We start from the raw sequence: 21,599 nt of genomic DNA on the forward strand, positions 1-21,599 counted from the left end.
ACGGCCGGGCCCCACTCGTGTTGCGCGACCCCACTCGTGCGGGGCGACTTCGCGAAGGAGGGTAGGGAGAGAACGGGCGTATCGGGCGCATCCGGGGGTATGCGAGCAGAGCGTCGGTCTCCGCAGCATCCGCAGTGGAACCTGCACCTCCTAATACTGCGGGGGCCGGCGCACCCTCACGCCGGTGCGGAGGCGTCCTGGTCGCCGCCCATCGCCAGGCGGAACAGCGACGACAGGGCACCGTCGATCGGATGAGGCTGCGGCCTTCCCGAGGAGTCCGGCTCGTTCCAGCGCGCGAGGTTGACGGTGACGGACATCTGGCGCCCACCGTCGGCCCGGGTCAGCGAGGTGGTTCCGGCCCCCCAGACCGACCCCTCGTGCCCCCAGAAGATGCCGCCGCCCGGAGCGGTGACCTTCTGCAGACCGAGGCCGTAGTCGATCATCGATCCGTCGAGGGCGCGCACCGGGACCGTGCGCTGCATCTGCTCCAGCGAGGACCGGCTGACGATCTCGCCGGCGAGCAGCTTGCCGTAGAAGCGGTTCAGGTCCTCCATGACCGACACCAGGGCCGCCGACGGCCCCACCCAGGACATGTCGTAGACGCTGTAGTCGCGCGGCGGGTCGATCAGGCCGTACAGAACCTCGTACAGCCGCGGGTGCGGCCCCCTGACGTGCGGCCCCGTCGGGAACCCGGTGTGCCGCAGCCCGGCGGGCTCGATGACGTCCCGGGTGACGCACTCCTCGGCCGAGGTGCCGGTCACGTGCTCCAACAGCCGGCCGAGCAGCAGGTAGTTGGTGTTGGAGTACACCCCGGTGGGGCCTCCGGGTTCTCCGGCGGGCGGTGCCGTGAGCCCCATCTCGATCAGCTCGGCGGGCCGGAACCGCCTGAACCGGTTGTCGTCCAGGCTCTCGGGCGAGGTGTCCGGCCCGGAGGGCAGACCGCGCAGGGAGGGGAACGCGTAGGGGAGGTAGTCGCTGATGCCGCTGGTGTGGTTGAGCAGCATCCGCACCGTGACCCTCCGGCCGCGCTCTCCCGGCACCAGTTCCGGCAGGAGATCGCCGATCGGCGCGTCGAGCCCGATGCGGCCCTGCTCGACCTGCAGCATGACCCCGGCAGCGGTGAAGGACTTCGTGATGCTGCCGACGCGCTGGCGCATGCCGGACTCGACGGGACGGCCGCTGGTGACGTCGGCGACCCCGGAGGCGCCGCGCCACGTCCGGCCGGCGTCGCGGACCTCGCCGAACACCCCCGGCACCCCCGCCTCATGGACAGCGTCCATGGCGGACCTCAACCGCGCGGGCTCGAAGCCGGCCGACGGAACTGCCGGCCCCTCGGGCGCGGGGAACGCCGGCGCCGTGCCCACGCAGACACCCGGCACGCTCACGCTTGCACCTGTCAGCACTCGGATCATCGAGACATCCGTCCTTTTCCGTTCGGGAAGTGCCCCGGGGACTCCCCCCGGGGTCGTTCGTGTCCGCGGTTCAGCCGGCCAGCGCGCGGTACAGCGCGGCGCCGAGTTCGGCGTTCTGCCGCTGGGAGACCTCGGCGGACAGAATCGCCTGCGAGCCGTGGAACGTGCCGGGCCACTGGTGCAGTTCGACCGACACGCCCGCCCGGAGCAGCCGCAGCGCGTAGTCGATGTCCTCGTCGCGGTTCGGACACAGCTCCGCGGTGGCGATGTACGCCGGCGGCAGGCCGGACAGGTCGGTGGCCCGTGCGGGCGCGGCGTACGCGGTCGCGGGCCGGTCACCGAGGTAGTGCCGCCACGACGCGGTGGCCTTGCCGCGGTCCGCCCAGGGTGTGTCGACGAAGTTCCGCTGCGACCACGTCTCCTGCCGGTCGTCGAGCTGCGGCTGGTTGAGCAACTGGAAGCGGATCGCCGGTCCCCGCTCGTCCCGGATGCGCAGCGCCACCGCGGCCGCGAGTCCGCCGCCGGCGCTGTGCCCGCCGACCGCGATCCGCTCCGGGTCGATCCCGAGCCCGGCCGCGTTCGCGGCCACCCACCGCAGTACGGCGCAGGCGTCGTCCAGGGCGGCGGGGAATCGGTGTTCGGGGGCCAGCCGGTAGGCGACCGAGACCACCGTCGCGCCGGAGTTCGCCGCGATCCGGCCGGCCCACGGGTGTTCGGTGTCCAGGCCGCCCAGGGTGAACGCGCCGCCGTGCAGCCAGACGATCGCACCCCGGGCCCCCAGCGGGCGGTAGATCCGCACCCGCACGTCCGGATCGGCCGGCACCGTGCGGTCCTCGAGCTCCAGCTCCTCGGTGTCCGGTGCGGGCACCGAGGCGGCCAGCTCGGCGAAGCGCGCCCGCGCGGTGACCGGGTCCGCCAGGTCGGCGTCGGGGAACAGCGGGACGAAGGGCTCGAGTTCGGGGTCCATGACGACCATCCTCACGGCCGTCACCCGAGGGGGCAGCCGACATCCGTCGCGCGTCCCCCGCCGGACACGCACCGATCGGCGCGCCCCAGTCCTCCTATCCTTCTGTCATGGAGGCACTGGCCGTACGGCTGTCGGGACTGGATCCGTACGTCGACGGCGCGATCCGCATCGTCGCGTTCTACGACACACTGATGCGCCGGCGGGTGGATCTCCCCGCGCTGGCCCGGGCCTCGTCGGGCCTGGCCGAGTGCGTCGTCGGGCTCCGGCTCCACGGCGCCGGACGCGTGGTCCGCGCCTCGCCGCTGGGCACGGAGGCGTCCGGGCCGCCGTCACGCGCGTCCAGCACGGCGCCGATCACCCTCGACGAGGAGGAGATCGGCACGGTCTGGCTGGAACGCCCCGGGCCGTCCAACCCCCTCGACGACATCCTCCTCGACCGGCTCGCCATCGCCGCCGCCGCGGCCGTCGAGCGGTACGAACCGGCCCGCACCACCATGGCCGACCCCGCCCTCGTCGAACTGGCGGTCAGCTCCGACAGCGACGAGGCGGCCGGCGCGAGGGCGTTACGGCTGCTGGGGTTCGCCCCCGGACTGCCGGTCCACGCCATCGCCGTGCGCTCCCGGCTCCCGCTCGACCGGGTCAGCGCCCTGGTCTGCCCGGCCCGCCTCGTGAAGGCGGCACCGCTCACCGACGTGGGCGTCATCCTGGCCACCACCGTCGACCCCGCCCGGCTCCCGGCAGGCGTACGCGCGGGCATCGGCGCCGCCGGACGCCCCGACCGGTCCTGGCGGCAGGCCCGCACCGCCCTGCGCTTCACCACCCCGCACGAACCCGTCGTCCACCACGCCGACCTGGGCGCGCTGGCCCTGCTGGCCGAGCTGCCCCGGGACGTCGCGCGCGAGAACACCGACGTGGCCGCGATCGCCCGGGTGGCCGCCGACCCGCAGGATCTGGAGACCCTGGACGCCTACTGCGCCACCGGTTCCCTCCGCGCCGCCGCCGTCCGGCTCCACCTGCACCACAGCAGCGTCGCCCGCCGCCTCGAACAGCTCGGCAGAACCCTCGGCATCGAACTCACCCGGCCCGCCGGCCTGATGCGAGCCCGCCTCGCCCTCGCCACATGGACGCTGCTCGACGACTGACCCGCCCCGGGCCGGGCCCGATGACGCGCGTACGGCTGACGCGCGTACGACCGGCCGGGCCGGTCCGCGTGGCACACCCCTGACGGGCCGCCGGCGAATTACGCGGTGACCGCAAGCCTGGACGTGCGGCCCCACCGCGCTGTTCCGCCGTCCCCTCGCGCACCCGCCCCTGCCCCGACTCAGGTGCGTCGGACGCGATTCGGGGGAGTGGAGGCCGGATCACGGGGAACACGGATCGTTGTACACACCATGCGGATGACGGCGCTCAGGAGACCCTCGATGCTCATGGCACACCCCGCGGTACTGAACAACCTGATCGAACAGTACGAGACGCTGCGCCTCCTGCACGCCGAAGAGGGCAGCCCCGAGGTGCGCCGACGGATGGACGACGTCGCCTACACGCTGTGCGTGTCGACCGGCACCCGAGACATCGACACCGCCCTCGTCGCCGCCCGCCACCAACTGCCCGGCGCCCGCACCGAGGACGACTCCCTCCTCACCGCCTGACCGTCCGTCCTACCCGACCCACCAGCGTCATGAGTACCACCGCCGAACTCCCCACCCTCACGAGCCTCGATGAGCTGGCCCGGCTCGTCACCGGCCGCCGCGGCCTCTACGTACGCTGGTCGCGCGGCCCGGAACGCGACCTGCCGCGCATGAGCAGCAAGGACGACCTGACCGGCATCAGACTGCCCGGTCTGTCCGTCAGCTCCCTGGACATCGAGGACTGGTGGGGCAGCCGGCCCCCGACCGTCTGGGTCGCCCGCCGGCTGTACGACTACTGCCACCTTCCCCGCGTCAAGGACGCCCGCACCCGCCCTTGGGTCCTGCGCGGCTCCGAAGCGGCCCGCGGCCCCGACAACGAGCCCCTGGTGACCGACGTCGAACCGCTCGGCTGGATCGCCGACCCCGTCATCACCGAGGCGTGCCGCGTCATCACCGAGCAGCCCGGCCGCTGGGGCACCCTCGACCGCGACGGAGCGGACGGAACGCTCTGAGCCCACCGCGCGCGCCGGGCGCGGGAGCGGCCCCGGCGCCCGGGACGGTGTATGCCGCCCCGGGACAGCCGGTCAGGGCCGGGTCAACGTGCCGCCGCCGAGGGCCGGATGTTCTGGTTCAGCCGGAACAGGTTCGTGGGATCGTAGGCGTCCTTGACCCGCACGAGCCGTTCGTGGACCTCCCCGGGGTAGGAGGCGCGCACCTTGTCCGCACCGGCGTCGCCCGTGAAGTTGACGTACATGCTGCCACCGCCGTGCACGGCGATCTCCTCCCGGGCGCCGCGGGCCCACGCGACGTGATCCTCGAAGCCCGCCGCCCCGGGGGCACGCGCGATGACGTTGCACAGCACGCTCGCCCGCCGCTGGCTGAAGGCCGTGGCCCCGGCGGGGACGCGGGCGAAGGCGCCGCCAAGCTGGTGCAGATGCAGCTCGCTGGAGGGCGTCGGGGTCCGCAGATGCTGCCGCAGCAGCGCGTCGACGGCCGCGTCGGTGGGCTCGATGAACGCCGACGTGAAGTAGTTGTGCGCGCCGGCCGTCCACAGCGGGTCCAGCAGCGACTGCATGCCCGCGTAGGGCATGGGGCCCAGCACGTCGGCGATCGGTGTCCCCAGCGCGCGCAGCGCGGCGACGGCCGCCTCACCGGCCGCGGGAGCGCCCGCGTACATGCCGGCCAGCACGACGACCCGGGTGCCGTGCACCTCGCTGGGCAGGAACGGCACCGGAGGGGCCGTCGTCAGATCGAGCAGGGTCGTCAGCTCGTCGGGCATGTCCGCGATCAGCTCGCGCCAGCGGGTGACGACCTGCCTGGCCTGGTCGAGGGGGTAGACGATCAGGCCCGCCAGGACCTGGGGACCCACAGGGTGCAGCGCGTACTCGAGCGAGGTGACGACCCCGAAGTTGCCGCCGCCGCCCCGCAGGGCCCAGAACAGCTCGGAGTGCTCCCGCTCGTCGGCCCGCACCACCCGGCCGTCGGCGGTGACCACCTCGGCCGCCGTGAGGTTGTCCGATGCCAGACCGTGGCGGCGCAGCAGCCAGCCCACCCCGCCGCCGAGGGTGAATCCGGCGATGCCGGTGGAGGAGACCAGCCCGCCGGTCACGGCCAGACCGAAGGCCTGCGTCTCGTGATCGAGGTCGCCCCAGGTCAGGCCGGCCTGGGCGACGGCCCGGCGCCGCCTCGGATCGACCACGGCACCCCGCATGCCCGACAGGTCGATGACGATGCCGCCGTCGCAGGTCGAGAACCCGGCGATGCTGTGCGCCCCGCCGCGCACCGCGACGAGCAGGTCCTGGCTGCGCGCGAACTCCACCGCGCGCAGCACGTCCGCGGTCCCGGCGCAGCGCACGACCAGAGCCGGGTGCTTGTCGTGGGCCGCGTTCCAGATCGTGCGGGCCTCGTCGTAGGAGGCGTCGCCGGGACGGACGACCGTGCCGCGCAGCCCCGCCTCCAGCTCGCCGATGGTGGCGTCACCCAGGACGCCCTTCGTCGTGTCGACCGACATGATGGCCTCCGTGCATGTGTGCCTGCTGGACACCCGGGACACTAGGCACCGCCGCTTAGCAGCCACTCAACAGCCGCTGTGCGCCCAGGGCGAGGTGCGCCGCAGGACGGCCGTGCCCCGCACGTCACCCAGGCGGGCGAAGAGTTCCCGGGCGCGGTCGGCCGACGCCCGGGCCGTGTCGCGGTCACCGGTCTGCCACGCCAGCCGGGCCAGCATCAGGGCGACCCAGCCCGCGGCGCACGGCGAGCCGGCTACGTGCTCCAACCGCAGGGCACGGGTGAGCAGGGTGCGCGCCCGGGACGTCTCCCCGGCGGCCCTGGCCACCAGGGCGAGGTGCAGCAGGCTGTTGGTGGTGCCCGGGATGTCGTCGGTTTCCTCGAAGTGCGCGAGGGCGGCGGCGATGGACACCCGTGCGCCCTCGGTGTCACCGCGCGCCAGGCGCAGCAGGCCGAGGCAGCCCAGGGTGATGTCCTCCTCCCGGCGGTCGCCCAGCGTGCGCCTGATCGCCAGTGCCGCGTCGAGATGCTCCTGGGCGGCGGTGTGATCGCCCCGGCTCCGGCAGATGTTGCCCAGGGCGTTCAGGGCCAGGGACCGCCCGTACGGGTCGGCGAGGGCGCGGAAGCAGTCGGCGCTGCGCTCGGCCGCCGCCACGGCGGCGTCGGCATCACGGTCCAGACGGGCCGCCCAGGCCAGGTTGGCCAGGACGTACCCGCGGGCCCGGGCCGCGCCCACCGCCCTGCCCGCGAGGACCGTCTCCTCGAAGTACAGCGACACCTGGCCCGCCGCGTCCTCCTCACTCACGTATCCGGGTGTCATGACCACCAGGAACGGGCCGGTGTCCGCCCGTACCGCCGCCAGCAGCCGCAGACTGCTCTCGCACGCCGCACGGGCCCCCGCCCCGTCACCCCGGCACACGGCCCACACCCCCTCCGCGTGCGCGGCGGCGGCGAGAACCGAGGGTTCGCCCACCTCACGGGCCAGCTCGCACGACCGGTCCAGCGCCTCGCGGGCACGCTCCCACGACCCGCGCATCCACAGCAGCACGGCCTGCTGGTAGCGGGCGTACGCCAGCGCCGCCGGATCCGACCGCCGCTCGTGTACGCGGACGATCCCCGCACCGATGTCCGCCAGGGGGGATCCGTCGCCGAGACGGACCGCGAGCACCCCCTGCCCCATCAACGCCCTCGCGCGCTGCGGGCTCGGCTCCGGCGCGGCGGCCAGCGCGGCGTCCAGCCATCGCCGCCCCTCGGCGAGCCGCCCACGCTCGGACCAGAACAGCCACAGTGCGACCGCCAGCCGCAGCGCCGCCGGGGGATCGCCGCGCAGCAGCGACGACAGGGCGGCGCGCAGATTGCCGTAGTCGGCCTCCAGCTCCAGCGACGTCGCCCCGGACAGCCCGGTCGCCGACTCGCTGTCCCGCCGCTCGGCGAGCGCCAGGTAGAAACGCCGGTGGCGGGCCTCGACGGCCGTCAGCTCACCGGCCGCGCGCAGCCGCCCGGCCGCGTACTGCCGGACCGTCTCCAGCAGCCGGTAGCGCACCTCGTCCTGCCGCGTCTCCACCCCCACCAGCGACTTGTCGACCAGCCTGCCCAGCAGGTCCAGCACCCGCTCGCGGCCGGCGCCCTCGGCACCCACCTCCTGCGCCGCGGCGAGCGAGAAGCCTCCCGTGAAGACGGCGAGCCGGCGCAGCAGGCACCGCTCGTCCCCGTCGAGCAGCCGGTGACTCCATTCCAGGGCCGCGAGCAGGGTCTCCTGCCGGGTCACGGCGCGCCGGCTGCCCCGGCCGAGCAGCGACACGGCGTCGTCGAGCCGCTCGACGATCTGGCCCGGGGCCAGCACCCGCACCCGGGCCGCGGCCAGCTCCAGGGCCAGGGGTATCCCGTCGAGCCGGAAACAGATCTGTGCGACGGCCGCCGCGTTGGCCTCCGTCAGCCCGAAGCCCGGGCAGGCCTCGCCGGCCCGCTCCACGAACAACCGCACGGAGGCGAATCGCCCCAGATCCGCCACGGACGGCAGCCGGTCCGGGTCCGGCAGGCTCAGCGACGGCACGCGGAACGTCCGTTCCCCGTAGCTGCGCAGCAGCTCCCTGCTGGTCGCGAGCACGGTGACCCCCGGACAGCGGGCCATGACATCGGAGACCACCGCGGCACACGCCTCGACGAGGTGTTCGCAGTTGTCGAGGACCAGCAGCAGCTCCCGGCCGCCAAGCTGGGAGACCAGGGCCTCCTGGGCCGGCCCGGACGCGGGAAGCTGCAGTCCGAGGACGGCGGCGATCGCGTCGGGCACGAGATGCGGTTCCGTCAGCGCGGCGAGGTCCACGAACCACACCCCGTCCCGGAACGCTCCGGTCTGCCGGGCGGCCACCGCCAGTGCCAGCCGGGTCTTGCCGCAGCCGCCGGTCCCGGTGAGGGTGAGCAGCCTGGACCGCCCGAGCAGCGCCTCCACCTCGGCCGTCTCACGCTGCCGGCCGATGAGGGCGCCCGCCTGCGCCGGCAGATTGTGCCGCGGCACGGCCGGCTCCTCCTCCCGCGGCTGGACGGAGCCGGCCAGCAGGGTGCGGTAGAGGCGGCGCGTTCGCGGGTCCGGGTCGGCGCCGCCGTCCTCGCACAGCGCGTCCCGCAGCCCCTCGTACACGGCGAGCGCTTCGCGGCGCCGTCCGGTGGCGGCCAGCGCCGTCATCAGCGCCCGGGAGCCGGGTTCATGCAGCGGATCCGCACCGAGCAGCGTCCGCAGCCCCTCGATCGACTCGGCCGTACGTCCCTCACGCCGGAGCGCCTCGGCCAGCGCCCACCGCATCGCCGCACACCGCACCGCCAGGGCGTCGGCGGCCTCGCGCGCCCACGGCTCGTAACGGTCCTCCGGCAGCAGTCCGGGCTCGGCCAGGGCGAGCGCGGCCCCGAGCTGCGCGGCGGCCCCGTCGTGGGAGGCCCGCCGGGCCGCCTCCTCGAACTCGTCGACGTCGACGCGCACACCGCCGTCGGGGCCGAGCAGCACCAGGTCGTCACGGAGTACGACGATGTCCCCGTCCGCCCCCGTACCGGTCAGCGCGCGCCGCGCGGCGTACAGCACCTGATGCAGGTTGTTCGCCGCGGCCCGGCGCTCGAGATCCGGCCACAGCAGGTCGTAGAGGCGCTCCCGGTGCATCCGGTGTCCCGGCGCCAGACACAGCACCTTCAGCAGGCTCCGCGCCTTGCGCAGGCGCCACGCCCCGGCGGCGACAGGGCGGTCCCCGACCGTCACGTCGAAACCGCCCAGGAGTCGGATGTGCACGTCACCGGCCATGGCTGCCTCACCCAGCAGACTACCCCCGGCCCGGCGCCGGCGGCCCGGCAGCACCTCCGCGTCGGCGCGACCGCGACCGGGCCGGCCGCCCGACGGGACCCGGCGGCCCCCGACTGACGGATCACGGGGCCACGACACCTCCCGGGGCCGTCGGAGGCACCGCGACGGGAAGGGCCGTGCACCGGACGCCCGGCGGCACTCGATGACTGGTGATTTCGCCGATGGCCCCCGCCCCCCGCCTCACGACGCTGGTCGGGTCAGGCACCCGCACCCCCACATCCTCAGCAGGAGGACCCCATGCCCCGCCGCTCCCCGCGCCGGCTCCTCGGCGTTCTCGCGACCGCCACGGCCGCGTTCACCCTGTTCTCCCCGGCGTCCACGGCCGGCGCGGCCGGCACCGCGACCACGACCGCCGCCCGGCCGGCCGGCGTGGCCGCGCATCCGCTGTCGACCGGTACGCCCGTCGTCTTCGTCCACGGGTACACCGGCAACGCGTCCAACTGGGTCACCGCCATGAGCGTCTTCCGGCTCAACGGCTGGTCCAGCTCGAATCTCTTCGCCTACGAGTACGACTCCTACGGCGACAACGTCACCAACGCCCGGGGCCTCGCCGCCTTCGTCGACAACGTCAGGGCACGCACGGGCGCGAGCAAGGTCGCGATCGTCAACCACTCGATGGGCGGCCTCGTCAGCCAGTACTACCTGAAGGTGCTGGGCGGCAACACCAGCGTCAGCCACCTCGCCTCGATCGCCGGCGCCAACCACGGGACCACGTCCGCCGGCGCCTGCCTGGTCTACACGACCTGTCAGCAGATGTACCCGGGCTCCTCGTTCATCTCCCAGATCTCCTCGGGTGACGAGACACCGGGAACCACCAGGTACGCCACCTGGTACTCGGCGTGCGACGGCATCATCCTGCCGTACACCAGCACCCGGCTGGACGGCGCCACGAACAACAACGTGCCCTGCCAGACCCACCTCGGGTACCTCACGGACACGGTCGTACTGGGCCAGATAGCGCGCTTCGTCGCCTCCTGACTCCGGCCGGCCGCAGGCCGCGGCGGAGCCGCACGGGACCGTCCCCGTGCGGCCCCGGCGCCGGGCCGGGGGCGCCGAGGTCCCGGTGAAGCGGTCCGTGCCGTCGGCCTGGCCGAGGCCCCAGCCCTGGCGGAATCGGCCGGCGCCGCTTGAGTTGTTCGTGGTCAGGGCGCCGAGCAACCGTAGTGGTGCAGGGAGAGATGGGTGCCGTCGAGGCGGGAGTCGGCGCAGACGGAGGTGATGTTGTCGTCGTAGCCCGGGCTGTTGCCGCCGTACCTGGCGGTGACGGGCGCGAGGGCCAGCGCGGCCAGCCCACTGACCAGGGCCCGCCGCCATGACCGGCCGGAGCGGATACGGAGCATGGAGGGAAGGAGTGGTGGTGCCCGGCCGTCAGCCCCGCACGGGCTTCCCGCGCCCCCAGCCCCAGGCGAGACGGTCGGCGCCGGAGCGGTTGGTGGTGGCCAGCCAGGGCCGGTCGGGGGCGCCGGTGAGTTCCTCCATGCTGTAGGTGTCACCGCTGCGCAGTCCGGGCCAGTAGACCGACCCCATGCGCAGCTCACGGAAGGTGTCGGTGACCGCCTGGACGTAGTTGACGAAGTTGTTCGCTTCGTCGGGCCGGTCGTAGTCCAGGCCGGTGGTCATGGGGGCGCCGAACTCGTCGGCCACCGTCCGTCCGGCGCAGTCGCCGATCCGTTCCTTCAGGTCGGCCACCCACTGGTCGTAGGTGGCGTAGTCCTTCCAGAAGCCGTAGTGGTGCAGCGACAGGTAGGTGCCGCGCAGGCGGGGGTCGGCGCAGACGGTGGTGACGTGGTCGTTGTAGCCGGCGCCGGAGACGAGGACACGGTTGCGGGGGACGCCCCGGTAGGTGGCGAGCCAGTCGGCGGCGATGTCGGCCCACTGGGTGTCGGTGTAGCCGTGCGGCTCGTTCATCGGCTCGAAGTAGACGCGGGGGTCGGCCTGGTAGGCGTGGACCACGGTGTCCCACATGGTCCGGTAGGCCGCCGTGTCGTCGATGAGTCCGTCCTTGTGGGCGCCGGTGCCCTCCCAGTAGGAGAGGATCACCTTGAAGCCCTGGCGGTCGGCCGCGTCGATGACGGCGCGGTAGGACCTCCAGTACGGGCCGCCGACCGTGTAGGGGTTGACGGGCAGTCGCACGGTGTCCGCGCCGAGGTTGGCGCGGAAGGCCTTGATGACCCGGGTCGCCTTGACGAACGTCCGGGCGTAGGTGTCCGAGGTGGACAGTCCCGACAGGACGACCGGGTCGTCGGCGTAGTTGTCCCGCGGGTCCGCCCAGTTCACGCCCTTGAACCGGCTGGAGTCCAGGGCGGGCGGCCCGGAGGCGGACGCCGGTGCGGAGACGGCCAGCGTCCCGCCGGTCACGACGAGGGCGGTCGCCGCCAGCAGGGCGCGGAACCGGCGGGTGGCGCGGGGCTTGCGGACGCGTGTGCGCATGTGCGGTCTCTCTCAGGTGCGGGGCGGGACACGGAGCTGCCGGCAGGAGTGCCGGCGTGCCGGGCTCCGGGGCGGACGGGCACGGTGGCGGGGCATACGTCGGGCGGGGTCTGCCGGGCCCGGTCGGCTGCGTGCGCGGTCCTGCCGCCCTATCGGGAGACCCGAGTGTTTACGTGAACATCGACGGCGAGAAAAGGTTCGCACCGGTACTCCGACCGGCCTCGACGCCCGATGTTTACGTAAACTCTGAGCCGGAAGAGTGGCACCGGCCCCGGGGGCTGTCAAGGTGCCCGACGCGTGCCGGAGTTGCCCCCGGCGGTGAGGTCACCGCGCCCGGCGGGTGGCCGTGGCCCGGCGCCCGGTGTGCCGCGCGGGCGGCGGGGCGGTGCTGGAGCGTACGACCAGGCGGGTGGGGACCAGGGTCGTCCCGTGCTCCGGCCGGTCGTCGCGGATCTGCCGCAGCACGCTCTCCACGCACAGCCGGCCCACCGCGCCGAAGTCCTGGTGGACGGTGGTCAGCGGCGGGATGAAGGAGGCCGACTCCGGGATGTCGTCGTACCCCACGACGCTGACGTCCTCCGGAACCCGGCGCCCCTTCTCGTGCAGGGCGCGCAGCAGGCCGAGGGCCATCTGGTCGTTGGCGACGAAGACGGCCGTGCAGTCGGGGTCGGCCGCCAGGGCCAGGCCGGCCCGGTAACCGGACTCCGCGGACCAGTCGCCCCGTACCGGCGGCGGCACCGTCAGTCCGGCTTCCTCCAGCACCTGCCGCCAGGCGTCGGCGCGGCGCTGGGCGGCGAACGAGCCGTCGGGGCCCGCCAGATGGGCCACGGTGGTGTGGCCGAGGTCGAGCAGGTGGCGCACGGCGGCGCGGGTGCCGCCGGCCTGGTCGGTGTCGATCACGCTGTAGTGGTCGCCCGCGTCGGAGTCGACGACCACGAGCTGGACGCTGGGCGGCAGGCTGAGGACGGCGGCGTCCAGGAGGTGCACCTCCATGATGACGATGATCCCGTCGACGGCCAGCTCGCCGAGCCGGGTGAAGGCGCCGCGCACGTCCATCTGCCTCGGCGCCGCCACCGGTATCAGCGTGATGGCGTACCCCTCCTCGGCGGCGGAGGTCGCGATCGCCTCCAGGGTGCGCACGTTGCCGGTGGTGGAGAGGGTGAAGAGGATGACGCCGAGCGTGCGGAACTCCCCGCTCTTCAGGGCCCGTGCGGCGCTGTTGGGACGGTAGCCGAGGTCCCTCATGGCTCGCAGGACGCGCTGTCTGGTCTCCTCGACCACGTTCGCGTGGCCGTTGGAGACGCGTGAGACGGTCTGCGAGGAAACCCCGGCCGCCCGCGCGACGTCGGCCATGGAGACGCTGCGCCGCCGGTCGGCCGCCGACCGCCGACGAGGCTGCCCGGCCCGGTCCGCGCCGCTCACGTCCTGGTGCACGATTGCCCTTCCTGTGGTGCCGGCCGCGCCGCGGGCCCTGCGCGCGGCGGATCTGGTCGAGAGTAGCGCGCGCCACCGCTCCGGCCCTGCTCACGGCGCTGTTCACGAGGCTGCTCACGACGCTGTCCACGGTGCCCCGGCAGGCGCCGCGCATCGGGGCACGCGCTCTCTCTCCCGAAGTATTGACGCTGCCGACCGGGAATGTAAGCATCAGGCCACCGGTGATGTTTACGTAAACACTGGACAGTGCCGGTGGGGCCCGCGTTGCCGTGCGACGGCTCAGGCCCCCGCACCCACGACGACGCGAGGATGCAGCATGACCGTCATATCGCCGCCGGCCGCGGGAGGCCGTCCGCCCGCAGCCACCAGGCGCGACCGCCGCGGCCTGGCCGGCTGGGGCTTCATCGCCCCGTTCATGACCGTCTTCGCCCTGGTCTTCCTCGCCCCGATCGCCTACTCGGTCTGGCTGAGCCTCTACCGCACCCGGCTGATCGGCGGGACCACCTTCGTCGGCCTGGACAACTACCGGCAGGCGCTCCACGACGACCAGTTCTGGGCCGCGCTCGGCCGGGTCTCGCTCTTCCTGTGCGTCCAGGTGCCGGTCATGCTCGGCATCGCCCTGCTGGTGGCGCTGGCCCTGGACAGCGGGCGGCTCTACGGCAAGGACTTCTTCCGCATCGCGATCTTCCTGCCGTACGCCGTGCCCGCCGTCGTCGCCACCCTGATGTGGGGCTTCCTGTACGGCACCCGTTTCGGTCTCGTCGGCGACATCGACGACGCGCTCGGGGTCACGCTGCCCGATCCGCTCTCCCCGCACCTGGTGCTGGCCTCGATCGGCAACATCGTCACCTGGGAGTTCGTCGGCTACAACATGCTGATCTTCTACTCGGCGCTGCGGGTCGTCCCGCACTCCCTCTACGAGGCCGCCGAGATCGACGGCGCCGGGCAGCTCCGCGTCATCACCGCCATCAAGCTCCCCGCCATCCGCGGCGCCCTCGTCATCGCCACGATCTTCTCCGTCATCGGCAGCTTCCAGCTCTTCAACGAGCCGAGCATCCTCCAGCCGCTGGCGCGCAACGCGATCACCACCGACTACACCCCCAACTACTACACGTACTCGCTCTCCTTCTCCGGACAGCAGCACAACTACTCCGCGACGGTCGCCATCGTCATGGGGCTGATCACCATGGTCATCGCCTATGTCGTCCAGACACGCGGCATGCGCAAGGGAGCGTGAAGCAGCGATGGCCACTCCTGTCACCACCGTCCCCGACCGCCCCGCGACCACGGCGCCGGGCGCTCCGGGCGCCGTACCCCGGCTGCGGGCCGGCCGCCGCCGGCACACCCCCGGCGGACCCCGGCGCAGTGTCCTGCTGACGCTGCTCACCGGCCTGATCCTGCTCTACAGCCTGCTGCCGCTGGTCTGGCTGGTGATCAGCGCCACCAAGTCCCAGTCCGGGCTGGCCCATTCGTTCGGTCTGTGGTTCGACGGCCACTTCGCGCTCTGGGACAACATCGGCCAGACCTTCACCTATCACGACGGTGTCTTCGTCCGCTGGCTGCTGAACACCCTGCTGTACGTCGTCCTGGGCGCGGGCGGTGCCACCCTCCTCGCCGTCCTGGGCGGTTACGCGCTGGCCAAGTTCTCCTTCCCCGGCAAGCGCGCGGTGTTCGCCGTCGTCATCGGCGCGGTCGCGGTTCCGGGCACCGCCCTGGCGGTGCCGACCTTCCTGATGTTCAGCAACATGGGGCTCACCAACACCCCGTGGGCCGTGATCATCCCCTCGCTGATCTCACCGTTCGGCCTGTACCTGATGTGGGTGTTCGCCTCCGAGGCCATCCCCACCGAACTGATGGAGGCCGCCCGCATCGACGGCGCCGGCGAGGCCCGCACCTTCTTCACGGTCGCCCTTCCGCTGCTGGCGCCCGGCATCGTCACCGTTCTGCTGTTCAGCATGGTCGCCACCTGGAACAACTACTTCCTGCCGCTGATCATGATCAAGGACCCGGACTGGTATCCGCTCACGCTCGGCCTCAATAGCTGGAACGCCCAGGCCGAGACCGCCGGCGGACAGCCCGTCTTCCACCTGGTCGTCACCGGCTCCCTGATCACCATCCTGCCGCTGATCGCCGCGTTCCTGCTGTTGCAGAAGTACTGGCAGTCCGGCCTCGCCGCCGGAAGCGTCAAGGAATAGCCGGCGCCCTCCGTCGCCCCCACCCCCACCGTTCCCTTCCCCCTGCCCCTGCGACCCTCCCCGTCGGTCACGGTCCCGGCCATGCTCCGGCCACGAAGAAGTGGAAGCACGACCATGCTCAAGCACTCCCGCCGCCTGCTGCGCGGCATCGGCCTCGTCAGCGCCCTCGCCCTGGGAGCGACCGCCTGCGGCGGTTCCGACGACGGGGGACCGAGCCACAAGGCGGTCTCCGAAGCGGACATCCAGGCGGCCCTGAAGAAGGGCGGCACCCTCACCGTCTGGGCCTGGGAACCCACGCTCAAGCAGGTGGCGGCCGACTTCGAGAAGGCGCACCCCAAGGTCAGGGTCGACCTCGTCAACGCGGGCACCGGCAACAACCAGTACAAGGCGCTCCAGAACGCCATCGCGGCGAAGAAGGGCGTCCCGGACGTCGCCCAGATCGAGTACTACGCGATGGGCCAGTACGCCCTGACCAAGGAACTCACCGACCTCGAGGCGTACGGCGCCGACCAGCTCGCCGGCAAGTTCACCCCCGGCCCGTGGAACGGCGTCAGGGCGGGCGGCGACGGTGTCTACGGCCTGCCGATGGACTCGGGCCCGATGGCGCTGTTCTACAACAAGAAGGTCTTCGACAAGTACAGGATCAAGGTGCCCACCACCTGGGACCAGTACGTCGACGCGGCCCGCACGCTGCACAAGGCGAACCCCAAGGCGTACATCACCAACGACGCCGGTGACGCCGGCTTCACCACCAGCATGCTGTGGCAGGCCGGTTCGCGCCCCTACACGGTCGACGGCACCAAGGTGAAGATCGACTTCTCGGACGCGGGGGCCCGGAAGTACTCCGGCACCTGGCAGAAGCTCCTCGACGACAAGCTGGTCTCCCCGGTCACCAGCTGGTCCGACGAGTGGTACAAGGGCCTCGACGACGGCACCATAGCCACCCTCGCCATCGGCGCATGGATGCCCGCCAACCTCGCCTCCGGCGCGAAGTCCGCCTCCGGTGACTGGCGCGTCGCCCCGCTGCCGCAGTGGACCGCGGGCGCCAAGGCCTCCGCCGAGAACGGCGGCAGCGCCCTGGCCATGCCGGAACTCGGCGACAACGAAGCACTGGCGTATGCCTTCCTGGAGTACGCCGACGCCGGCAAGGGCGTGCAGACCCGCGTGGCGAACGGCGCGTTCCCGGCCACCACCGCGGAGCTGCACTCCAAGGCGTTCCAGGACACCGCGTTCCCGTACTTCGGCGGGCAGCAGGCCAACAAGGTCTTCGCCGAGTCGGCCGCGAACGTCGCCGACGACTGGTCCTACCTGCCGTACCAGGTGTACGCCAACTCCATCTTCAACGACACCGTCGGCAAGGCCTACGTCTCCGGCACCAGGCTCTCCGCCGGGCTGAAGACCTGGCAGGACGCCTCCGTCAAGTACGGCGACGAGCAGGGCTTCACCGTCAGCACCGGCTGACCCGCGCCCGCGCCCGGCGGCGCCGCCCGGACCGGCCGGCGCCGCCCTCACCCCATGCACCCGGAAGGAACAGCATGCGCCCCGCCCCCCTGTCCCAGTCGCTGCGCGGCCGGGGAGACAACGGCTCTCCCCGGTTCGCCTACGGCGCCGACTACAACCCGGACCAGTGGCCCCGGCAGGTCTGGGAGGAGGACGTCGCGCTGATGCGGCAGGCCGGTGTCACCATCGTCAACCTCGCCGTCTTCTCCTGGGCCCGCATCCAGCCCACCGCCGGCACCTGGGACTTCGGCTGGCTCGACGAGATCATGGACCTCCTGCACGACGGCGGGATCGCCGTCGACCTGGCCACGGCGACCGCCTCGCCGCCGCCCTGGCTCACCACCGCCCACCCCGAGATCCTCCCCGTCACCGACCACGGCGAGACGGTGTGGCCCGGAGCCCGCCAGCACTGGCGCCCCACCTCACCGGTCTTCCGCGAGCACGCCCTGCGCCTGACCCGGGCCATGGCCGAACGCTACGCCGGCCATCCCGCCCTGGCCGCCTGGCACATCTCCAACGAGCTGGGCTGCCACAACGTCTACGACTACTCCGACGACGCCGCCCGCGCCTTCCGCACCTGGCTGCGCCGGCGCTACACGACCCTCGACCAGCTCAACCACGCCTGGGGCACCGCCTTCTGGTCCCAGGGGTACAGCGACTGGGAGCAGATCCTGCCGCCGCGCCTGGCCGCCTCCCACCCCAACCCCACCCAGCAGCTGGACTTCAAGCGCTTCTCCTCCGACGCCCTGCGCGATCACCTGCGCGCCGAACGCGACGTCCTGCGCGCCGTCACCCCCGACGTGCCGATCACCACGAACTTCATGGTCATGGGCGAGACCAAGGGCATGAACTACGCGGACTGGGCCGCCGAGGTCGACTTCGTCTCCAACGACCACTACCGCACCCCGGGCCCGCAGTCCCTGGACGAACTCTCCTTCTCCGCCAACCTCACCGGCAACCTCGCGGGCGGCCGGCCCTGGTACCTGATGGAGCACTCCACCAGCGCCGTCAACTGGCAGCCCGTCAACCTCGCCAAGCGGGCCGGTGAACTCGCCCGCGACTCCCTGCTCCACGTCGCCCACGGCGCCGACGCCGTCTGCTTCTTCCAGTGGCGACAGTCCGCCGCCGGGGCCGAGAAGTACCACTCCGCGATGCTCCCGCACGCGGGACCCGACAGCGACCTGTTCCGCTCCGTCACCTGCCTCGGCGACACCCTGCGCCACCTCGCCCCCGCCGCCGGTGCCTCGCGGGAGGCCGCCCCCGTCGCCGTCCTCTTCGACTGGGACTCCTGGTGGGCCAGCGAACTCGACTCCCACCCCACCTCCCGGCTCCGCTACCGCCAGGAAGCCCTCGACTGGTACACCGCCCTGCTGAACGTGGGCGTACGCGCCGACGTCGTCCCCACCGGCACCCCTCTCGACGGCTACCGCATGGTCATCGCCCCCGTCCTGCACGTCGTCCCCGCCACCCTCGCCAAGGAGCTCACCCGCTACGCCGAGAACGGCGGCCACCTGGTCGCCACGTACTTCTCCGGCATCGTCGACGAGAACGACCACGTCTGGCTCGGCGGCTACCCCGGCGCCCTGCGCGACCTGCTCGGCATCCGGATCGAGGAGTTCGGCCCCCTGCCCGACGGCGAACGGGTCACCCTCGACGGCGGCCTCACCGCAAGCCTGTGGACCGACCGCGTCACCGCCACCGACCCCGCCACCGAGGTCCTCGCCCGCTACACCGGCGGAGAACACGCCGGACGTCCCGCCGTCACCCGCCGCACCAGCGGCCAGGGCTCCGCCGCCTACGTCTCCACCCGTCTCGGCCCCACCGGACTCACCGCGCTGCTGCCCACCTTCCTCGACCACGCCGGCATCCGCAGCGAGCTGCCCGAACAGGCCCGGGGACACGTCGAACTGGCCGTCCGCAGCCGGGACGGCGACCGCTACCTGTTCCTGGTCAACCGCACCGACGAGCCCGTGCCCCTGCCCGGCCTCACGGGTGACGTCCTGCCTCCCGGCCCCGCCGACGAGGACGGCCCGCTGGTCCTCGCCCCTCGCGCCGTCACCGTCCTGCACCAACGCACCTGACACCGTCCCGTCAGGCGCCGACGGGCGGGGGACCGGGACCCGCAGGGCGCTGCGACGGTCAGTCCCGGGCGGTCCGGGCCGTGCCGCAGCGGGGCGCCACACGGGTGCCGGCGCCGTCGCGCAGACCGAGTTCCGCGGCCGACAGGCGGGCCACCGCACCGGCGTCCGACAGGCCCGGTACGCACACCACCTCCCCGTCGTCCAGCGCCGCGAGAGACGCGGTGACCACGTCGCCCGCAGGCATGCCGCCGTCGTCGTGGACCCGGGCCTCGCCCGCGACCGGCTCTCCTCACCGGTACCGAGGTGGAACTCGGTCGCCGTGAGCCCGGGGCAGACGACCTGGACGTGTACGCCCGTGCCGGCGAGTTCGGCGGCCAGGGTCCGGGTGAACGTGACCACGTACCCCTTGGTGCCGCCGTAGACGGCCCGCTGGGGGAGGGGTCCGGGCGGCAGATCGCCGGCGAACGCCAGCAGCGAGGCCACATTGACCACCGCGCCCCGGCCCCGCCTCACCATGCCGGGGACCGCCGCCCGGGTGAGGACCGTTGGGCGCCACGACGTTCACCTCCAGCACCTTGCCCAGCAGCGCCGGGTCGACCTCGGGGAACGGACCGTAGCCGTTGATGCCCGCGTTGTTCACCAACAGGTCCACGTCCTCGCCGGCGACCCGCTCCGCGACCCGGGCGAGGTCCGCCGGCCGGGCCAGGTCCGCCACCAGCGTCTCCACCTCCGCGCGGCTGTCCTGGCGGAGTCGCCGCGCGAGGGCGTCCAGCCGCTCGGCGCGCCGGGCGACCAGCATCAGGTTCCAGCCGCGTTCCGCCAGCCGGCCCGCGTACTCCGCACCGATTCCCGAGGATGCCCCGGTCACCAGGGCGGTGCCGGGTGTGCTGTCCGATGCCATGGGCGTGATCCTTCTGTCGGAGGACTGACTGCTCGACTGCTCACCGGGGCCGTGCCGGAGCCCTCCCGTGATCGCCGGCCGGGTGTCCAGCCGCCGTACGGGTGAAACACCGGACGGGCGAACAGGGCCCTGCCGAGCACCTGCGGAAGGCCGGCCGGCCCTGGCGCGTCCCGCCGGCGTGTCACGGCGCGCCGCCGTCCGGGGCCCCGGGGCGCTGCCATCGGAGGGTAAAGCGACCCCGGTGCGGGAGCCGGCGGCGTCGCACGGGTACGGGCAACCGGGGCCGGTGAGCGCTCATCGTGCGGTCGTGCCGGCGTGAACGTGTGGAGGAGAGCCCATGGCAGTGAACAAGGTCCGCGAGATCATGACGGCCGCGCCGGTGGCGGTGGGGCCGCAGACCCCGGTGGTGGACGTCGCCCGTCTGATGCGGGACCAGAGCATCGGTGTCGTCCTGGTCGCGGAGGACGAGACGCTGCGCGGACTGGTCACCGACCGGGACCTGGTGGTGCGCGTGGTGTGCGAGGGCGGGAACATCGAGGAGCGCAGCGTCGCCGAGGCCTGCAGCGAGGACCTGGTCAGCCTCTCGCCGGACGACGACATCAGCCGGGCCGTCGAGCTGATGCGCGAGCACGCCGTGCGGCGTCTGCCGGTGGTCGAGGACGGCCGTCCGGTCGGCATCGTCTCCCTCGGGGATCTCGCTGTCGAACGCGACACCGACTCGGCCCTGGCGGACATCAGCGCCACGGAGCCCAACGAGTGACGCAGCGCCGTCCGATGCCGGCCCGCCGCCCGAATCCGGTCCGCCCACGGCCCCTTCAGCCGCAGCCCGTTCACCTTCGGCCGGTTCACGCGCTGCGACGGCGGCACATGGGATGCCGTCGACCACTCGCGGCGCCGGTGCAGGCACACTGATGCCTGTCATCGGCGGTGGCGGGCATGCTGCCGTCACGGTCCGGTCGAACGCCGCCGCCAGGTCGTCACCGTCGGGCGGGAGAGGCTGACCGTGGTGGTACAGGCAGCGGTCGAGGAGTTCGGCCGGGCCGAGCCCGGCCGCGCCGCGCCGCGCGCGCACGCCTGCCCCCTGCCGCCGAGGTGACCCAAGGGCGGGCGGACGCCGGCCGGCGGGTCAGTGCATCGCCGTGGCGTGGTGGTCCCTGCCGATGAGGCCCGCGATCGTCAGAGCGGCCCAGCCCAGGGCGCTGACGGCCGCCCCCGCGCGACGGACGCGGCCGGGCAGTACGGGGCCGAACAGAAGGGCGTCACCGACGTCCGAGGCGATGCGCACGGTGGTGGCCGTGGCCAGGGCCGGACCCTGGGGGGCGACGAGCATCGCCAGCCCGCAGGCGGCGTCCCGCCAGGCCAGCGGGCGCAGCACCACGACGGTGTACGGACCCACCTGGCCGTCCGCGTCCACCAGCCCGCAGGGGCGGGCGAGCAGGCCAGGCCGGTACGCGGTGGCGACCCCGTAGGCGCAGGTCGCCGCTCCGATGGCCCTCAGCAGTCCGGTCCGCATCGTCAGCACCTCCACAGCCGGTGTGCACGCTTCCCCGCGCACACCGGCGAGTACCCACCCCCGCTCGACCGCCACCCCCGCCCGTGGCGAGGGCCGCACGGGACACCCACGGCCTTCCCCCGTCGGCGCGACGGTGCCGTTGTGCGGTGTTCCGCCCGGGCGCCGCGCCACCCGCCCGGCGGTCA

At 73.1% G+C, this 21,599-nt stretch carries 18 protein-coding genes and 2 pseudogenes; 9 read left to right on the forward strand and 11 right to left on the reverse strand.

What is annotated here, in order from left to right; translation table 11 throughout:
- Positions 1-176: 176 nt before the first annotated feature.
- Positions 177-1,280 carry a serine hydrolase domain-containing protein gene (locus D9753_RS34095; protein WP_240468360.1) on the reverse strand — a complete coding sequence of 368 codons (1,104 nt, stop codon included), beginning with the start codon at positions 1,278-1,280 and terminating at the stop codon, positions 177-179.
- 202 nt (positions 1,281-1,482) lie between these two features.
- On the reverse strand, positions 1,483-2,379 hold the full coding sequence (locus D9753_RS34100) for an alpha/beta hydrolase (protein WP_121791439.1): 897 nt from the start codon (positions 2,377-2,379) through the stop codon (positions 1,483-1,485).
- Positions 2,380-2,486: 107 nt separating this feature from the next.
- Between D9753_RS34100 and D9753_RS34105 the strand changes: the two genes are divergently transcribed.
- From D9753_RS34105 to D9753_RS34115, 3 genes are all read left to right on the forward strand, one after another.
- A complete protein-coding gene (locus tag D9753_RS34105; RefSeq protein ID WP_121790508.1) occupies positions 2,487-3,521 on the forward strand; it encodes a helix-turn-helix domain-containing protein in 1,035 nt (344 codons plus the stop codon).
- A 279-nt stretch (positions 3,522-3,800) separates the two neighbouring features.
- Complete coding sequence (locus D9753_RS34110; protein ID WP_121790509.1) at positions 3,801-4,028, forward strand: DUF5133 domain-containing protein; 228 nt, start codon at positions 3,801-3,803, stop codon at positions 4,026-4,028.
- A 29-nt stretch (positions 4,029-4,057) separates the two neighbouring features.
- Positions 4,058-4,519, forward strand: a complete 462-nt coding sequence (locus D9753_RS34115) for a DUF6098 family protein (protein WP_121790510.1) — start codon at positions 4,058-4,060, stop codon at positions 4,517-4,519.
- 83 nt (positions 4,520-4,602) lie between these two features.
- On the opposite strand, the gene D9753_RS34120 is transcribed toward D9753_RS34115, so the two are convergent.
- Both D9753_RS34120 and D9753_RS34125 read right to left on the reverse strand, forming a co-directional pair.
- Entirely contained in the window at positions 4,603-6,018 is a 1,416-nt protein-coding gene (locus D9753_RS34120; RefSeq protein WP_121790511.1) for an FAD-binding oxidoreductase, read from the reverse strand.
- Positions 6,019-6,084: 66 nt separating this feature from the next.
- Positions 6,085-9,300 carry a BTAD domain-containing putative transcriptional regulator gene (locus D9753_RS34125; RefSeq protein ID WP_121790512.1) on the reverse strand — a complete coding sequence of 1,072 codons (3,216 nt, stop codon included), beginning with the start codon at positions 9,298-9,300 and terminating at the stop codon, positions 6,085-6,087.
- A gap of 297 nt (positions 9,301-9,597) precedes the next feature.
- Between D9753_RS34125 and D9753_RS34130 the strand changes: the two genes are divergently transcribed.
- The gene (locus D9753_RS34130) at positions 9,598-10,338 is read left to right on the forward strand and encodes an esterase/lipase family protein (RefSeq protein WP_121790513.1); all 741 of its coding nucleotides are present in this window, start codon (positions 9,598-9,600) and stop codon (positions 10,336-10,338) included.
- A gap of 164 nt (positions 10,339-10,502) precedes the next feature.
- Here the strand turns inward: D9753_RS34130 and D9753_RS34135 are convergent, their stop codons facing one another.
- The 3 genes from D9753_RS34135 to D9753_RS34145 form a co-directional block, all read right to left on the reverse strand.
- Complete coding sequence (locus tag D9753_RS34135) at positions 10,503-10,700, reverse strand: hypothetical protein (protein ID WP_121790514.1); 198 nt, start codon at positions 10,698-10,700, stop codon at positions 10,503-10,505.
- Between the two features lie 28 nt (positions 10,701-10,728).
- Positions 10,729-11,790, reverse strand: coding sequence for a glycoside hydrolase family 5 protein (locus tag D9753_RS34140; protein WP_121790515.1), 1,062 nt, complete (start codon positions 11,788-11,790; stop codon positions 10,729-10,731).
- 324 nt (positions 11,791-12,114) lie between these two features.
- A complete protein-coding gene (locus D9753_RS34145) occupies positions 12,115-13,143 on the reverse strand; it encodes a LacI family DNA-binding transcriptional regulator (protein ID WP_121791440.1) in 1,029 nt (342 codons plus the stop codon).
- A gap of 397 nt (positions 13,144-13,540) precedes the next feature.
- On the opposite strand from D9753_RS34145, the gene D9753_RS34150 reads away from it, so the two are divergent.
- From D9753_RS34150 to D9753_RS34165, 4 genes are all read left to right on the forward strand, one after another.
- Positions 13,541-14,461: a carbohydrate ABC transporter permease gene (locus D9753_RS34150; RefSeq protein WP_121790516.1), complete on the forward strand. Its 921-nt coding sequence runs from the start codon at positions 13,541-13,543 to the stop codon at positions 14,459-14,461.
- Positions 14,462-14,468: 7 nt separating this feature from the next.
- Complete coding sequence (locus tag D9753_RS34155; protein WP_121790517.1) at positions 14,469-15,419, forward strand: carbohydrate ABC transporter permease; 951 nt, start codon at positions 14,469-14,471, stop codon at positions 15,417-15,419.
- Between the two features lie 114 nt (positions 15,420-15,533).
- Positions 15,534-16,880, forward strand: coding sequence for an ABC transporter substrate-binding protein (locus tag D9753_RS34160; protein ID WP_121790518.1), 1,347 nt, complete (start codon positions 15,534-15,536; stop codon positions 16,878-16,880).
- A gap of 74 nt (positions 16,881-16,954) precedes the next feature.
- On the forward strand, positions 16,955-19,000 hold the full coding sequence (locus D9753_RS34165) for a beta-galactosidase (RefSeq protein WP_121790519.1): 2,046 nt from the start codon (positions 16,955-16,957) through the stop codon (positions 18,998-19,000).
- Positions 19,001-19,058: 58 nt separating this feature from the next.
- On the opposite strand, the gene D9753_RS38435 is transcribed toward D9753_RS34165, so the two are convergent.
- The 3 genes and pseudogenes from D9753_RS38435 to D9753_RS38810 form a co-directional block, all read right to left on the reverse strand.
- The gene (locus tag D9753_RS38435) at positions 19,059-19,244 is read right to left on the reverse strand and encodes a hypothetical protein (RefSeq protein ID WP_240468361.1); all 186 of its coding nucleotides are present in this window, start codon (positions 19,242-19,244) and stop codon (positions 19,059-19,061) included.
- Positions 19,245-19,351: 107 nt separating this feature from the next.
- Positions 19,352-19,516 (reverse strand): annotated as a pseudogene (locus tag D9753_RS38805) (SDR family NAD(P)-dependent oxidoreductase); the annotation flags it as partial.
- A gap of 46 nt (positions 19,517-19,562) precedes the next feature.
- Positions 19,563-19,901 (reverse strand): annotated as a pseudogene (locus D9753_RS38810) (SDR family NAD(P)-dependent oxidoreductase); the annotation flags it as partial.
- Positions 19,902-20,238: 337 nt separating this feature from the next.
- Here D9753_RS38810 and D9753_RS34175 point away from each other — a divergent pair.
- Positions 20,239-20,661 carry a CBS domain-containing protein gene (locus D9753_RS34175; RefSeq protein ID WP_121790520.1) on the forward strand — a complete coding sequence of 141 codons (423 nt, stop codon included), beginning with the start codon at positions 20,239-20,241 and terminating at the stop codon, positions 20,659-20,661.
- Positions 20,662-21,027: 366 nt separating this feature from the next.
- Here the strand turns inward: D9753_RS34175 and D9753_RS34180 are convergent, their stop codons facing one another.
- Positions 21,028-21,414 carry a hypothetical protein gene (locus D9753_RS34180; RefSeq protein ID WP_205614332.1) on the reverse strand — a complete coding sequence of 129 codons (387 nt, stop codon included), beginning with the start codon at positions 21,412-21,414 and terminating at the stop codon, positions 21,028-21,030.
- Positions 21,415-21,599: the final 185 nt, after the last annotated feature.

Origin of the sequence: Streptomyces dangxiongensis, assembly GCF_003675325.1 — a bacterium.
In the GTDB taxonomy this organism is placed as follows: Bacteria; Actinomycetota; Actinomycetes; order Streptomycetales; family Streptomycetaceae; genus Streptomyces; species Streptomyces dangxiongensis.

What these genes read in the sequence shown, in the direction of transcription:
- D9753_RS34095 (WP_240468360.1), bottom strand. Translation starts at nt 1,280, where the DNA reads ATGGACGCTGTCCATGAGGCGGGGGTGCCGGGGGTGTTCGGCGAGGTC.
- D9753_RS34100 (WP_121791439.1), bottom strand. Translation starts at nt 2,379, where the DNA reads ATGGACCCCGAACTCGAGCCCTTCGTCCCGCTGTTCCCCGACGCCGAC.
- D9753_RS34105 (WP_121790508.1), top strand. Translation starts at nt 2,487, where the DNA reads ATGGAGGCACTGGCCGTACGGCTGTCGGGACTGGATCCGTACGTCGAC.
- D9753_RS34110 (WP_121790509.1), top strand. Translation starts at nt 3,801, where the DNA reads ATGCTCATGGCACACCCCGCGGTACTGAACAACCTGATCGAACAGTAC.
- D9753_RS34115 (WP_121790510.1), top strand. Translation starts at nt 4,058, where the DNA reads ATGAGTACCACCGCCGAACTCCCCACCCTCACGAGCCTCGATGAGCTG.
- D9753_RS34120 (WP_121790511.1), bottom strand. Translation starts at nt 6,018, where the DNA reads ATGTCGGTCGACACGACGAAGGGCGTCCTGGGTGACGCCACCATCGGC.
- D9753_RS34125 (WP_121790512.1), bottom strand. Translation starts at nt 9,300, where the DNA reads ATGGCCGGTGACGTGCACATCCGACTCCTGGGCGGTTTCGACGTGACG.
- D9753_RS34130 (WP_121790513.1), top strand. Translation starts at nt 9,598, where the DNA reads ATGCCCCGCCGCTCCCCGCGCCGGCTCCTCGGCGTTCTCGCGACCGCC.
- D9753_RS34135 (WP_121790514.1), bottom strand. Translation starts at nt 10,700, where the DNA reads ATGCTCCGTATCCGCTCCGGCCGGTCATGGCGGCGGGCCCTGGTCAGT.
- D9753_RS34140 (WP_121790515.1), bottom strand. Translation starts at nt 11,790, where the DNA reads ATGCGCACACGCGTCCGCAAGCCCCGCGCCACCCGCCGGTTCCGCGCC.
- D9753_RS34145 (WP_121791440.1), bottom strand. Translation starts at nt 13,143, where the DNA reads ATGGCCGACGTCGCGCGGGCGGCCGGGGTTTCCTCGCAGACCGTCTCA.
- D9753_RS34150 (WP_121790516.1), top strand. Translation starts at nt 13,541, where the DNA reads ATGACCGTCATATCGCCGCCGGCCGCGGGAGGCCGTCCGCCCGCAGCC.
- D9753_RS34155 (WP_121790517.1), top strand. Translation starts at nt 14,469, where the DNA reads ATGGCCACTCCTGTCACCACCGTCCCCGACCGCCCCGCGACCACGGCG.
- D9753_RS34160 (WP_121790518.1), top strand. Translation starts at nt 15,534, where the DNA reads ATGCTCAAGCACTCCCGCCGCCTGCTGCGCGGCATCGGCCTCGTCAGC.
- D9753_RS34165 (WP_121790519.1), top strand. Translation starts at nt 16,955, where the DNA reads ATGCGCCCCGCCCCCCTGTCCCAGTCGCTGCGCGGCCGGGGAGACAAC.
- D9753_RS38435 (WP_240468361.1), bottom strand. Translation starts at nt 19,244, where the DNA reads ATGCCTGCGGGCGACGTGGTCACCGCGTCTCTCGCGGCGCTGGACGAC.
- D9753_RS34175 (WP_121790520.1), top strand. Translation starts at nt 20,239, where the DNA reads ATGGCAGTGAACAAGGTCCGCGAGATCATGACGGCCGCGCCGGTGGCG.
- D9753_RS34180 (WP_205614332.1), bottom strand. Translation starts at nt 21,414, where the DNA reads ATGCGGACCGGACTGCTGAGGGCCATCGGAGCGGCGACCTGCGCCTAC.